Genomic DNA, 14,191 nt, shown 5'->3' with positions numbered 1-14,191 from the left:
CCACCATCCACGGTTGCGGAGGATTGATCCACATGGCCAGTGCGGCAGAGGAACTCGACGCGGTTGTCGTCGGGGCCGGATTCTCCGGTCTCTACATGCTCCACAAGCTCCGGAAACAGGGCCTGTCGGTCAAGGTTTTCGAAGCGGGCGCCGATATCGGCGGCACATGGTATTGGAACAAGTACCCCGGCGCCCGGTGCGACGTGGAGAGCATGGACTACTCGTACTCGTTCGATCCCGAGCTGGAGCAGGAGTGGGAGTGGACGGAGAAGTACCCGAGCCAGCCCGAGATCCTTTCCTATCTCCAGCACGTCGCCGACCGGCACGACCTGCGGAAGGACGTGGTCCTGGGGACCCGGGTCACGCACGCGGCCTACGACGAGAGCACGTCCCGGTGGACCGTCCGGACCGATGAGGGCCACGAGGTGTCCGCGCAGTACTGCGTCATGGCGACCGGCTGCCTGTCCACGCCCAAGTTCCCGGAGGTACCCGGCCTGGAGACGTTCTCAGGCTCTTGGTATCACACCGGCCTGTGGCCGGACGACGAGGTCGACTTCAGCGGCCGGCGCGTCGGCGTGATCGGCACCGGCTCGTCGGGCGTCCAGATCATCCCCTCCATCGCCGACCAGGCCTCTGACCTGACGGTCTTCCAGCGTACGCCCAACTACGTCCTGTCGTCGTTCAACGGGCCCATAGACCAGGACCGGGTCTCCGCCACCAAGGCGAACTACGGGCAGGCCCGCGAGGCGGCACGCCAGTCCATCTTCGGCATCGCGGTGGACATGCCGACGAAGTCGGCGCTGGAGGTGAGCGACGAGGAGCGCCGGGAGACCTACCAGAAGGGCTGGGAGCGCGGCCACCTGAACGCGATCATCCAGGCATACACCGACCTGATCTTCAACGAGGAGTCCAACGAGACCGCCGCGGAGTTCATCCGGGAACAGGTCCGTGCCAAGGTCACCGACCAGGCGACGGCGGCGAAGCTCGAGCCGCGCGGCTACCCGTACGGCACGAAGCGGCCCTGCCTCGACACCCGGTACTACGAGACGTTCAACGACGAGAACGTCCACCTCGTCGATCTGCGGGAAGAAGCTCTCGTCGAGATCACGGAGTCGGGCGTCCGGACCACTGCGGGCGATTACGAATTCGACACCCTGGTGATCGCCACGGGCTTCGACGCCATGACGGGCGCGCTCCTGAACATCGACATCACCGGCAAGGGCGGTGTATCGGTGCGCGACAAGTGGCAGGACGGCCCGGACACCTACCTCGGCCTGGCGCTCTCGGGTTTCCCGAACCTGTTCGTGATCACCGGTCCCGGCAGTCCGTCCGTGCTCAGCAACATGGTCGTCTCGATCGAGCAGCACGTCGAGTGGATCAGTGACCTGATCGACTACATGGCCGCCGAGGGCCACTCGGTGATCGAGGCGGCGGCCACCGCGGAGAAGGAGTGGACCGAACACGTCCGCGCGGTCGGCGACATGACGCTGTTCCCCAAGGCGGATTCGTACTACGTCGGTGCCAACGTCCCCGGCAAGGCCCGCGTCCTCATGCCGTACGTCGGCGGCGTCGCCGGCTACCGGCAGAAGTGCGACGAGGTCGCGAGCGCCGGCTACGCCGGGTTCGAGCTGCGATGAGGTGAGCCCGCGCCGCCGGTCCGACGGACCGGCGGCGCGGGCTCACCATCTGGCAAACGGGAAGAACATGACCGGCCTGATCGGGCCATAGCCTGGTCGTACCCCCTTGCGGAAACGGCTACGAAGGAGCGGATCCTGATGGAAGAGCGTTGTCCCGTAATGGATACGACGGGTCGGGACATCCACGCCGAAGCAGCCACGCTGCGGACGCTCGGACCGGCTGCCCGGGTCGAACTGCCCGGCGGCGTCGTGGCCTGGTCGGTGACCTCCCACAGCGTCATCAAGGACATGCTGTCCAGCCCGAAGGTCACCAAGAGCGCACGCAACCACTGGCCGGCCTTCTACAACGGCGAGCTGGCGCCGGACTGGGAGATGATCAGCTGGGTGGCCATGGACAACGTGTCCACGTCCTACGGCAAGGATCACGTGCGGCTGCGCAAGCTCATCGGCAAGGCGTTCACCCCGCGCCGCACCGAGGCCATCCGTCCCCTGGTCGTCGGCCTGACCACGATGCTGCTCGACGCGCTCGAGGCGACGCCCGCCGGAGAGGTCGTCGACCTCAAGGAGCGGTTCTGCTACCCGCTGCCGGGCATGCTGGTCGCCGAGCTGATCGGCATGGGCGAGGAGCAGCGTGCCGCCACCGCGAAGGTCATCGACATGATGATCGACACCACGGTGACCCCGGAGGTCGCGCAGGGCGTTCTGCAGGGCTGGCGCGGTGCGATGGCGGACCTGATCGCCGAGAAGCGCGCCCATCCTGGCGAGGACATCACCAGCGACCTCATCGCCGCCCGCGACGAGGACGGCTCACAGCTGAGCGAGCAGGAACTGGCCGACACCATCTTCGCCATCCTCGGCGCCGGCTCGGAGACCACGATCAACTTCTTCGACAACGCCATCACCGAGCTTCTGACCCACCCCGATCAGCTCGCGAAGGTCCTGTCGGGCGAGAACAGCTGGGACGACGTCATCGAGGAGATACTGCGCATGCAGTCCCCGCTGGCGAGCCTGCCGCTGCGCTACGCGGCCGAGGACATCGAGCTCGACGGCGTGACCATACCCAAGGGCGACCCCATCCTGATCAACTACGCCGCAGTGGGCCGTGACCCCGGCCTGCACCCGGACAGCCCGGAGAGCTTCGACATCGCCCGTAGCGACAAGGGCCACCTGTCCTTCGGCTACGGCCCGCACTACTGCCTGGGCGCCGGCATAGCCCGCCTGGCCGCCACGGTCGGCCTGTCGACGCTGTTCGAGCGTTTCCCTGACCTGTCCCTGGCGGCGGCGCGCGACGAGCTGGTGCCGATGCCGACGTTCATCATGAACGGCCATCGCTCCCTGCCCGTCCGGCTGCGTGCCGAAGCGGGCAGCACGGCCGCCTGACCCCGCGTCATCGCGCGTGGCCCGGCTCCCGGCGGGACTCCCCGTCGTGGCGCCGGGCCGTCCGCGCGCGCCGGTGACGCGCTTCGTTCTCCGTGCAGTGCGTTCAGGGGTCAGCCCCCACCCGAGGGTGGGGGCTGACCCCTGTCTCATGCTGCCGCGGTGGCCGGCAGAGCCCAGTGCATCCCGTCGGCCGAAGGCACCAGCCCTTCGGAGCGGACCGGTACCTGCTCGTCGACGGTGCCTCCGGTGGCGGCCTGCACCTGAATGTTGGCTCCGGCCTGCGCGACCGACCAGATCGCGTCATCGACGTCCCGCCGTTCGCCGTAGGAGTCGGTGACCAGCGCGGGCTCGTCCGAGGAGCCACCGCCGACGAGGGACACGAAGGACTGCAGTTCCGAGGCCGTGCCGCCGGCGACCTTCTTGGCCTTCCAGAAGTAGGACTCCTCGTCGGAATGCATGTCGTAGAAGGAGACGAGGAACTCGTGGAAGCGCATGTACTCCTGCCGGTAACGGACTTCGTACTCCTCGAACAGCGTCTTCTCGTCGATCTCGGCCTCGGTCGTCGCGCGCAGGGCGGTGTTGAGCGAGCGCGCGACGAGCAGTCCGCCGTAGGTGGCCAGGTGCACGCCGGAGGAGAACACCGGGTCGATGAAGCCCGCCGCGTCGCCCACGAGTACCATTCCCGGCCGCGAGAACCTCTCCTGGATGTAGGAGTAGTCCTTGCGCACCCGGATCTCGCCGTACGGGCCGCTGGTGACCCGCTGGGCGTCGGACAGGAAGTCGGCGATCATCGGGCACTCCGCGATCAGCGCGTTCAGTGCCTGCTCGCGGTCTCCCTGGATGCGGTCCAGCGCATCGCGGGTCACCACCGCGCCCACGCTCGTGAGCTCGTCGGACAGCGGGATGTACCAGAACCAGCCGGCGCTGAAGGCGACGGCCAGGATGTTGCCGCTGCGCGGGGCGGGCATCCGCTTGCCGCCGGTGAAGTAGCCGAACAACGCGAGGTTGCGGAAGAACTCGGAGTACTGCCGCTTGCCGCCCACGCGGGAGTGGATGCGGCTCAGGTTGCCCGAGGCGTCCACCACGTACCGGCCGCGGAACTCGCGCCGCACGCCCGCGGCGTCGGTGCAGACCACCCCGCGGACCCGCCCGTCCTCCTCGACGACGTCGGTGACGGTGTGCTCCTCGTGCACGTCGACGCCGTTCCTTCTGGCGTTGTCGAGCAGGATCTGGTCGAACTTCATCCGCTCCACCTGGTAGGCGGGTGCCGCCGCCCCGGCGAACTCGGGCGCGATGCCGAAGTCGAACGTCCACGGCTCGGGGTTGGCGCCCCAGCGGAAGGTGCCGCCCCGCTTGACCGGGAACCCGGCCGCCTCCAGTTCCTCGGACACTCCGAGCAGCCGGCAGATGCCCTGCACGGTGGACGGCAGCAGCGACTCACCTATCTGGTAGCGAGGGAACCGCTCCTTCTCCAGGAGCACGACCCGATGCCCTTGCCTGGCCACCAACGTTGCCACCGTCGAACCGCCCGGGCCGCCGCCGACGACGATTACGTCAGTCTCAGTAATGTCTGTCATTGCTTTCCTTCGCTCCGTGCAGGCGGACGCCTGCGACCTTCGACCGCGCCGACGGACCCGGCGCGAGCCGGCTGATGGCTGCTACCTGTCCATGACCGCGACAGCTCGCTCGATCGCGATCCGCGCGTGCCACAAGTCATCCGGCTCCCGAGGGATGTCGAGCACGAACGTGCGGATGCCTCCATTCAGATAGGTGGTCACTGCCTGTGCCACCTCGTCGTGGCTCCCCACCAGGTAGGGGCAGAACGTGTGGTGATACCGGAAGGGAACCAGCCAGTACGGCTGTCCCTCCGCCTCGTCCGGGATGGGCACGGAAGCCAGCTGCGGCTGCCAGGACGAGACACCGGCGGACAGGAGCAGCTTCATGCGCTCGGCTCCTTCCGGGTCGGCCGGAAACCGCTTGTGCGCGATCCGCCATGCCTCGGCCGAGTCGTCCCGGGCGATGATGCCGATGCTGATGCCTGAGCCGAACTTGTTCTTGCGCAGGTCAGGGCTGGCGAAATCCTCGGGCGGCACCGGGAACGAGAGCTGGCCGAGGCCCAGCGACTCGCCGGCCTGCAGGCTGGCCGTCGACGAGCCGGACACGTACGCCTTGGGCAGCAGATCGTCGGGCACAGCCGTGGTGAGCCGGGCTCGCCGGACCGAGTAGTACTCGCCCGCGAAATTGGCCATGCCGCCACCGAACAGCGTTGTGACGATCCGCACGTACTCGGTGAGCCGGTCGTAGCGGGCGTCGTGCGACAGGGTGTCCCCCTGGACGGCGAGATCGCGGATGAATCCGCCGCTGACGAAGTTGATGTCGACCCGCCTGCCGTACAGGTGTGCAAGCGACGACACCGCCCTGGCCACCGCGAACGGGGTCTTGTCCAGTGGCTGTACCGCGACGAGCGGTACGAAGGAGACGGTGTTCGCGATGGCCGCCTGAGCCGCCATCCACGCGTCCATCGACGTGTTGTCGCTGTACACCAGGGCTCCGCGGTAGCCCGCGTCGTCCACCCACCCGGCAAGCTCCAGCAGCGTGCGCAGGTGGGACGTCTGGCCGTGTCCGATACTGGACCGGACTGTTGAGTAGAGAGTGACACCGCTGGCGGCCAGGTCGCTCATTTCGTCCCTCCCGCCCTACGGGCGTGGTTTGGCGGATCAGGGCTGTTCGGTCGCGGACACCGGGACCCGGCCGACGACGCCCCTGACAGACGGGTCGGACAGGAAGTCGCGCAGGCTGATCGTGATTCCGAACTGTTCCTCCAGCCGGGCGACGAGCACGGCGGAGAGCAGCGAGTGCCCGCCCAGGTCGAAGAAGCTGTCGTCGACCCCGACCCGCTCGACCCCCAGGACCTGAGCGAACAGCTCGCACAGGATGTCCTCAGCGGGGGTGGACGGCTCCCGGCCGGCCCCGCCGGCGAAGACCGGCGCGGGCAGGGCCTTTCGGTCCAGCTTCCCGTTCGCCGTCAACGGCAGCGCCTCCAGGACCACCACCGCGGAGGGCACCATATGGCTGGGCAGCGCCTGTCCGGCCGCGGCCCGCAACTCCGCGGGATCCAGCACGGTTCCGGCAGCCGACTGCACATAGCCCACCAGCCGCCGGTCCCCCGGCCGGTCCTCGCGGACCACGACGACGGCTTGGTCCACTCCGGGCTGCCGGGCGAGCACCGCCTCGGCCTCGCCCGGTTCAACCCGGAATCCGCGGATCTTGACCTGCTCGTCGGCCCGGCCCAGGTACTCCAGCTCGCCGTCTTCCCGCCGGCGCACCAGGTCGCCCGTGCGGTACATCCGCTCCCCGGACCCGAACGGACACGCCACGAACCGCTGCGAGGTCAGCCCCGGCTGGTTCAGGTACCCCCGCGCCAGACACGGCCCGGCCAGGTAGAGCTCCCCCGCCACACCCGACGGCACCGGCTCCAGCCGGCCGTCCAGCACATACGCCCGCACGTTCCAGACCGGCTTCCCGATCGACGGCGTATCCCCTCCCGACAGCAGCCCGCTCATCGTCGTGCACACCGTCGCCTCGGTCGGACCGTACGCGTTGAACATCCGCCGGCCCACCGACCACTCGGCCACGATCTCGCTGGGGAGGGCTTCACCGCCGACGACCAGGCATTCCAATCCCTGCATCCCTTCGGGTGCCGCCCCGGCCAGCGCAGCCGGTGCCATCACCGCGTGGGTGGCCCGCAGCTCGCGCAGCGTCCGGGCCAGCTCTTCCCCGGCCAACGGCCCCGGCTCGGGGAGGACCAGTGCCGCACCGGCGGGCAGGGACGAGAGCAGCTCCAGCAGCGACATGTCGAAGCTCAGCGAAAGGAGCTGGGCCACCCGTGAGGTGGGGCCGGTGCCCAGTGCGCTGATCATGAACGCGGACAGGTTCGCCAGGCCCAGATGGCTCACCACCACGCCCTTGGGACGCCCGGTGGACCCCGACGTGTAGATCACGTAGGCCGGGTGCGCGGGCAACAGCGGCACCGGCCGGTCCTGATCGGTGACAGCGCCGCCGGACAGCCCCGCCATCGCCGTAGCCACCTCAGGGGCGTCCAGGACGACCAGTGGGCTCGGGGTGACGAGGCCCCCGCCGGCCTGCCGGCTCGTGACGACCGCGACCGGCGAGGCGTCGGTGAGCATGAAGTCGATCCGGTCCGCCGGGTAGCCCGGATCGAGCGGCAGATACGCCGCACCGGTCTTGGACACCGCCAGCACCGCCGCCACCAGCTCCAGCGACCGCGGCAACGCCACCGCCACCACCCGCTCCGGCCCCGCACCCAGCCCCAGCAGATACCGCGCCAGCCGGCTCGACCACGCATCCAGCTCCGCGTACGACCACGACACACCGGCACACTCCAGCGCCACCGCATCCGGCGTCCGCGCCACCTGCGCCGCGAACAACTCCGGCAACACCGTCACCGGCACATCCCGCGCCGTGTCATTCCAGCCCGAGACAGCCAACTCGCGCTCGGCCGTCGTCAGCAGTCGCACGCCGCTGACCCGTAGCGCCGGGTCGGCCGCGACCTGGCCCAGCAGCCGCACCAGCCGTTCGGCCAGCGCTCGCACCGTGCTCTCGTCGAACAGGTCCGCCGCGTACTCCAGCACGCCACTGATCCCGTCCCGGGTGCCGTCCGGCCCGCGCCGCGGCCGGAACGTCAGCGTCAGGTCGAACTTGGCCGAGCCCGCGTCCAGCGGCATGTCCTGGGCCTGCAGACCGCGGATCTTCCACTGCCTGGCGGTGTCGTCGTCAGAGGCCAGCATCACCTGGAACAACGGGTGGTGAGCGCTCGAACGTATCGGGTTCAGCACTTCCACCAGCCGCTCGAACGGGACGTCCTGGTGCGCGTAGGCGGCCAGGTCCCGGTCACGGACGCGGCCCAGCAGTTCCGCGAAGCTCGGGTCGCCGGACAGGTCCGTCCGCAGCACCAGTGTGTTGACCAGGAATCCGACCAGCTGGTACAGCCTCTCGTCGCCCCCGCGGCCGGCCACCGGAACACCGATCGGGATATCGGTGCCGGCCCCGGACCTGGACAGCAGGACCGCCAGTCCGGCCTGGAGCACCATGAACAGCGTCACCTGATGGGCCCGCGCCAGTTCCTCCAGCGCGAGGTGCAGTTCTGCATCCAGATCCATCGTGATCTGCGCACCGCGATAGGAGGGATGCGCGGGGCGGGGCCGGTCGAACGGCAGCTCCAGCTGCTCGGGCAGGTCAGCGAGTGCCGACTGCCAGTACGCCATCTGCCGGGCCAGCACGCTGTCGGGCTCCTGGTCCCCGCCAAGCAGTTCGCGTTGCCACAGCGTGTAGTCCGCATACTGCACGGGCAGGTCCGGCCACTGGGGTGCGTGGCCTGCCAGCCGTGCCTGATACGCCGCCTCCAGGTCCCGCAGCAGGACGCCGAGCGACCAGCCGTCGCTGGCGATGTGATGCATCAGCAGCACCAACACGCATTCATCGGGGCCGAGCCTGAACAGCCACGCCCGCACGGGCAGTTCGGCAGCCAGGTCGAACACGTACCGGGCCGCCCGGTCGGTCAGCGCGGCCAGCTCCGACTCCGCGGCCTGCACCACCGTGACCTCGGGCACCACCTGTGCGGCCGGCGTCACCTGCTGGTACGGCTGCCCGTCCACCACCGGGAACGTCGTCCGCAGCACCTCGTGCCGCCCGACCACGTCACGGAATGCCGCGGTCAGCGCGTCCGCGTCCACCTGTCCTCGCAGCCGCCACGCGACCGGCACGTTGTAGGTCGCGCTCGGTCCCTCCGACTGCGCCAGGAACCACAGCCGCTGCTGCGAGAACGACAACGGCAGGCGCTCCGGGCGGTCCGCCCGCACCAGCGTCGGCCACGCTTCCCCGGTCTCGTCGAGCGACCGCGCCAGCGACTCGGCCGTCGGGTGGTCGAAGACCGTCCGGATCTCCAGCTCCACGCCGAGCGCCGACCGCACCCGGCTGATCAGCCGGGCCACCAGCAGGGAGTGCCCGCCCAGGTCGAAGAAGCTGTCGTCGACCCCGACCCGCTCGACCCCCAGGACCTGAGCGAACAGCTCGCACAGGATGCCCTCGGCGGGGGTGGACGGCTCCCGGCCGGCCCCGCCGGCGAAGACCGGCGCGGGCAGGGCCTTTCGGTCCAGCTTCCCGTTCGCCGTCAACGGCAGCGCGTCCAGGACCACCACCGCGACAGGCACCATGTGGACGGGCAGCGCCTGTGCCGCGGCGGCCCGTATCGCGACGGGGTCCACCTGGCTCCCCGCCGCGGGCACGACGTAGCCCACCAGCCGCCGGTCCCCCGGCCGGTCCTCGCGGACGACCACCACGGTCCGGGCCACTCCGGGCTGCCGGGCGAGCACCGCCTCGATCTCGCCCGGTTCGATCCGGAATCCGTGGACCTGGACCTGCTCGTCGGCCCGGCCCAGGTACTCCAGCTCGCCGTCTTCCCGCCGGCGCACCAGGTCGCCCGTGCGGTACATCCGCTCCCCGGACCCGAACGGACACGCCACGAACCGCTGCGAGGTCAGCCCCGGCTGGTTCAGGTACCCCCGCGCCAGACACGGCCCGGCCAGGTAGAGCTCCCCCGCCACACCCGGCGCCACCGGCTCCAGCCGGCCGTCCAGCACATACGCCCGCACGTTCCAGACCGGCTTCCCGATCGACGGCGTATCCCCTCCCGACAGCGGCCCGCTCATCGTCGTGCACACCGTCGCCTCGGTCGGACCGTACGCGTTGAACATCCGCCGGCCCACCGACCACTCGGCCACGACCTCGCCCGGGCAGGCCTCACCACCGACCATCAGGCATTCCAGCTCGGGCAGTTGTTCCGGATCCGCTCCGGACAGGGATGCCGGTCCGACCAGGGCATGGGTGACCCGCAGCCCGCGCAGCGCGTCGGCCAGCACCTCCCCGGCCAGTTGCCGCTGTTCCGGCAGGACGAGCGCCGCGCCGGCGGGCAGCGACATGACCAGTTCCATGACGGCCGCGTCGAAACTCAGCGAGGCCACCTGACCGACCCGCGATTCCGGTCCGATTCCGCAGGTGTCGATCAGGAACGCGGACAGGCTCGCCAGGCCCAGATGGCTCACCACCACGCCCTTGGGACGCCCGGTGGACCCCGACGTGTAGATCACGTAGGCCGGGTGCGCGGGCAACAGCGGCACCGGCCGGTCCTGATCGGTGACAGCGCTGCCGGACCGCTCCGCCACCGCCGTAGCCACCTCGGGGGCGTCGACGTGGATCGCGGTCATGCCCGCCACGTCCGGCAGGCGCGCGGAGGTGGCCCGGTCGGTGACGACCGCGACCGGCGAGGCGTCGGTGAGCATGAAGTCGATCCGGTCCGCCGGGTAGCCCGGATCGAGCGGCAGATACGCCGCACCGGTCTTGGACACCGCCAGCACCGCCGCCACCAGCTCCAGCGACCGCGGCAACGCCACCGCCACCACCCGCTCCGGCCCCGCACCCAGCCCCAGCAGATACCGCGCCAGCCGGCTCGACCACGCATCCAGCTCCGCGTACGACCACGACACACCGGCACACTCCAGCGCCACCGCATCCGGCGTCCGCGCCACCTGCGCCGCGAACAACTCCGGCAACACCGTCACCGGCACATCCCGCGCCGTGTCATTCCACTCCGAGACAGCCAACTCCGGCTGGAGGCCCATCTCAGTTATGCCCGTTCGGCTTGGACAAGACTGTTGGGGCGCATGTCAGTCCACTGCGCTTCGACGTATTCGAGGCAATTCGAGCGGGAATCCACGTCATGCGCCGTGGTCCAGCCGGCCGGAACAGCGGCGGCGGCGGGCCACAGGCTGTACTGCCCTTCGGAGTTCACCAGGACCAGGTACAGGGCGTCAGGGTCCTCGAATGGATTTGACACGGAAAACCTCATTCCCATTGACAAGCGGATTCCTGGAGGGCTGCCACTCAGGACGCTGGACCGGCTTCCTGCTGCGCCTTGACGCTGTCGTAAAGGTGCTTGATGTTCGAGCTGCCGAACGAGGTCGCACCGACCCGCTCGATGATCTCCAGGAAGATGGTGTTCCTCGGGTGAACGGACTTGGCGAAGATCTGGTACAGCTGGCCGTCGTGGTCCTCGTCCACGAGTATGTTCAGATCACGCAGCTCACCGACGGGGTGCCGGTGCTGCTGGACCCGGTCGGCGAGCGCGGAGTAGTACGTGGACGGGGTGGTCAGCAGCCCGATGCCGCGATCGACGACGTCCCGCACCGTGGTGAGGATGTCCGCGGTGCTGAAGGCCAGGTGCTGCACGCCCGGACCGTCGTGGTCCTTGAGGAACTTGTCGATCTGGCCGACTGCCATGTGGGTGTTCGCCTCGATGAGAGTGAACGTGACGGCACGCGACTTGCTCTGGACCACCTTGATGATCATCCCCTGGTCACCGGTGACGATCCGCTCGGTGAGCGTGAGGTCGAAATCCAGCGTCCGCCGGTAGTAGTCGACGGTCTCGTCGAGCCGGCCCGGCTCGACGCAGGCCGCGAAATGGTCCACCTTGAGCAGCCCGGTCCCCGGGGCGGGACGGTGGCCCGGCACCGCGACGAGGCCGCGCCCGTCGGCTGCCGTCGAGCCGTCCGGCCGCTGGATGAACGTGTGGGTCACGTCGCCGAAGCCGGCGACCGTCGCCGTGGTCACCGCGCCCCGGGTGACCGGCGCCGTGACCGGCCGTACGCCGCGCCGCACTGCCTCGGCGAACGCCCCGGCGGCGTCCGGCACCCGGATGCCGATGTCGCCGATACCGTCCCCGTGCTGCTCCGCGTAGGCGCGCGCGGGGTGGTCCTCGGTCGACTCGGTGAGCAGCAGATCGATGCCGCCCTGCCCGACGTTGACCGACCGCGTCGCACCGTCTGCCGGAGCCGAGTTCGCGCGTACGGCGAAACCGTAGCCGTCAACAAGCCAGGCGAGACTTCGATCGATATCTTCCACATAGAACTCGACATAGTCGATCTTCATGTCCTGTAGAGCGTTCTTCACGGTCTCTACCTCCACCGGCAAATGTCTGGCCTCTGGCGTCCGCCCCAGCGAGCTCCTTCGAGAATCACAGTGCCGGACCGGCTCTGTCGTCTCTCACGTTGCCTGCGTCAGTAAAAGGACAGCGGGTCATGCGTTCTCCGCGACAAGCCGGGAAAGCCTTTGCACGCCCTCCGCGATCTGCTCCGGCATCAGATAGCTGCAGGACAGCCGGACCGAGTGGTCGCCGCCGTCGGTGTAGAAGAACCTCATCGGCGTCCACAGAACGCCGTACTGCTCCGCGGAGAATTCGAGAAGTGTCTCGTCGGCCCGGAACGGCAGGTCCACAACCGCGAAGAAGCCGCCGCTCGGCACGTTCCATCGCACCGCGCGTTCGCCGCGCCCGGATTGCGGGAAGTGCTTCTCCAGCGCGGCGAGCATGGTGCGCAGGTTGCTCCGGTAGAACGCGATCTTGTCCCGGTTGGCGGCGCGCAGGCCGCAGCCCGACTCGACCAGGACGCCGCCGATGACGGCCTGCGAGACCGCCGAGGTGTTCACTGTCAGCATGCTCTTGACCGCCGACATCTCGTCGGCGAGCAGGGTGCGCCCGCCCTGTTCGCCGACCACGGTCTGGTCGGCGACGAGGAAACCCACGCGGGCGCCGGGGAAGCAGGATTTCGAGAACGATCCCAGATAGATCACGCGTCCGTCGGTGTCCAGCGACTTCAGGGTCGGGCGCGGCTCGTCGTCGAGTCCGAACAGGCCGTACGGGTCGTCCTCGAGCAGCAGCAGATCCTGCTCGCCGGCGACGTCGAGCAGCCGGCGGCGGGTCGCCACGGGCAGCGAGACGCCCGAGGGGTTGGAGAAGTTCGGCACGAGGTAGAGCGCGCGAGGGCGCTTTCCGGCGGCGCGGACCGTACGCACCACCTCGGCCACGGTCTCCGGTACGAGCCCTTCCGGGGACTCCGGTACGGGCACCACCTCGACGCCGAGGATCCGGGCCGCGCCGGTCAGCCCGACGTAGCAGGGCTCGGCTGCCAGGACGACGTCCTCGGGGCTCGTACACAGCGCCCGCAGCGCGATGACCATGGCCTCCTGGCAGCCCGATGTGACCATCACCGCTTCCGGCGGCACCACGATGCCTTCGTCGATCTCGAGCATTCTGGCGATCAGGGTGTGGAGCTGGCCGTTGGTCCGCCCGTACTGAAGCAGCAGACCGCGCACCTGTGCCTCGGAGAGTCCGTCGGCGCGAAGATGGTTCAGATAGACACCGAGGTAACGCTGCACGTCCTCGGTCGAGTAGAACCCGTCGTAGGGACGGCCCGCGGCCAGCGAGATCGCGTCCGGGAACCGGCTCGCGACCTCGTTGAGGAAGTTCATCGAGGTCGCTGCCGGGTCCGACACCGAGACGTGCAGGTCTGCACGGGACAGCTCAACCATGGTCCACCGATCCGGTCGCGGCCAGCGTCGTCAGCTCCACGAGCCGGGTGCCGACATCGATGACGGGCAGGTCACAGACGGCGGCGATCAGCGGCAGGAGCGCGGTGAAGTGCGTGCAGGCCAGGACGACGGCGTCGAGACCGAGGTGCTGGGCCAGGCGCAGCGTGGTCGGCAGGTGCGAGGCGGTGAAGGCCGCCTCCACGTCACCGGCCTCGATCCCGCGCACCAGGGCGGGATCCGACACCCCGAGCATCCGATGCCGGGGGGCGATCCGCAGGGCGGTCCGCTCGAAGCCGAGGAGGGCCTGGGCGTTCCCGGTGACCACCAAGGACGACCCCAGCTCCGGCAGCAGTTCGCCGTAGACCGTGACCGGTGAGACGACCGGCAGCACCGCGTCCTCATGGTTCACCACGGCGGACATGGAGTTGCAGAACAGCATGACCTGTTCGGTCCCGCCCGCCCGTAACTCCGCGAGGCACTGATGGAACGAGGCCGCCAGAGCGCCGGGGTCGTGGTACTGCAGCCGGTCCTGCTCGTCGGGCGACGCCGCCATGGCGTACGGGTGTGCGGGCAGCCCCTCGGCGCGCAGCAGTTCGACGCCGAGCCCCGTGTCGTACGGGGTGCCGGCGATGACCGCCACCGCGGGCCCTGTGCCGGCCGTCGTCATGGGTTCACCGTCCTCGGGGCATCCGTCCTCTTCGATGCCCGCAGCCGGGACGGCGGTCGCCGTCTTC

General features: G+C 69.4%; 9 protein-coding genes. 2 read left to right on the top strand and 7 right to left on the bottom strand.

What is annotated here, in order from left to right; translation table 11 throughout:
* Window positions 1-32 precede the first annotated feature (32 nt).
* Together OG844_RS45905 and OG844_RS45900 are read left to right on the top strand one after the other, a co-directional pair.
* On the top strand, window positions 33-1,637 hold the full coding sequence (locus OG844_RS45905; protein WP_331734403.1) for an NAD(P)/FAD-dependent oxidoreductase: 1,605 nt from the start codon (window positions 33-35) through the stop codon (window positions 1,635-1,637).
* Between the two features lie 138 nt (window positions 1,638-1,775).
* Entirely contained in the window at window positions 1,776-3,017 is a 1,242-nt protein-coding gene (locus OG844_RS45900; RefSeq protein WP_331734402.1) for a cytochrome P450, read from the top strand.
* A gap of 146 nt (window positions 3,018-3,163) precedes the next feature.
* On the opposite strand, the gene OG844_RS45895 is transcribed toward OG844_RS45900, so the two are convergent.
* From OG844_RS45895 to OG844_RS45865, 7 genes are all read right to left on the bottom strand, one after another.
* On the bottom strand, window positions 3,164-4,594 hold the full coding sequence (locus OG844_RS45895; protein WP_331734400.1) for a tryptophan 7-halogenase: 1,431 nt from the start codon (window positions 4,592-4,594) through the stop codon (window positions 3,164-3,166).
* 81 nt (window positions 4,595-4,675) lie between these two features.
* The gene (locus OG844_RS45890; RefSeq protein ID WP_331734398.1) at window positions 4,676-5,698 is read right to left on the bottom strand and encodes an LLM class flavin-dependent oxidoreductase; all 1,023 of its coding nucleotides are present in this window, start codon (window positions 5,696-5,698) and stop codon (window positions 4,676-4,678) included.
* Window positions 5,699-5,734: 36 nt separating this feature from the next.
* Complete coding sequence (locus OG844_RS45885) at window positions 5,735-10,654, bottom strand: amino acid adenylation domain-containing protein (RefSeq protein ID WP_406396450.1); 4,920 nt, start codon at window positions 10,652-10,654, stop codon at window positions 5,735-5,737.
* 65 nt (window positions 10,655-10,719) lie between these two features.
* Window positions 10,720-10,929, bottom strand: a complete 210-nt coding sequence (locus OG844_RS45880; RefSeq protein WP_331734683.1) for an MbtH family protein — start codon at window positions 10,927-10,929, stop codon at window positions 10,720-10,722.
* A gap of 47 nt (window positions 10,930-10,976) precedes the next feature.
* Window positions 10,977-12,020: a 4-hydroxyphenylpyruvate dioxygenase gene (gene hppD, locus OG844_RS45875; protein WP_331734680.1), complete on the bottom strand. Its 1,044-nt coding sequence runs from the start codon at window positions 12,018-12,020 to the stop codon at window positions 10,977-10,979.
* A gap of 147 nt (window positions 12,021-12,167) precedes the next feature.
* Window positions 12,168-13,457 carry a PLP-dependent aminotransferase family protein gene (locus OG844_RS45870; RefSeq protein ID WP_331734394.1) on the bottom strand — a complete coding sequence of 430 codons (1,290 nt, stop codon included), beginning with the start codon at window positions 13,455-13,457 and terminating at the stop codon, window positions 12,168-12,170.
* The gene (locus OG844_RS45865) at window positions 13,450-14,124 is read right to left on the bottom strand and encodes an aspartate/glutamate racemase family protein (protein ID WP_331734392.1); all 675 of its coding nucleotides are present in this window, start codon (window positions 14,122-14,124) and stop codon (window positions 13,450-13,452) included. The genes OG844_RS45870 and OG844_RS45865 overlap by 8 nt, the downstream gene beginning before the upstream one ends.
* Window positions 14,125-14,191 lie beyond the last annotated feature (67 nt).

Source organism: Streptomyces sp. NBC_00887 (assembly GCF_045207585.1).
This window is presented reverse-complemented; position numbering and strand designations above follow the sequence as displayed.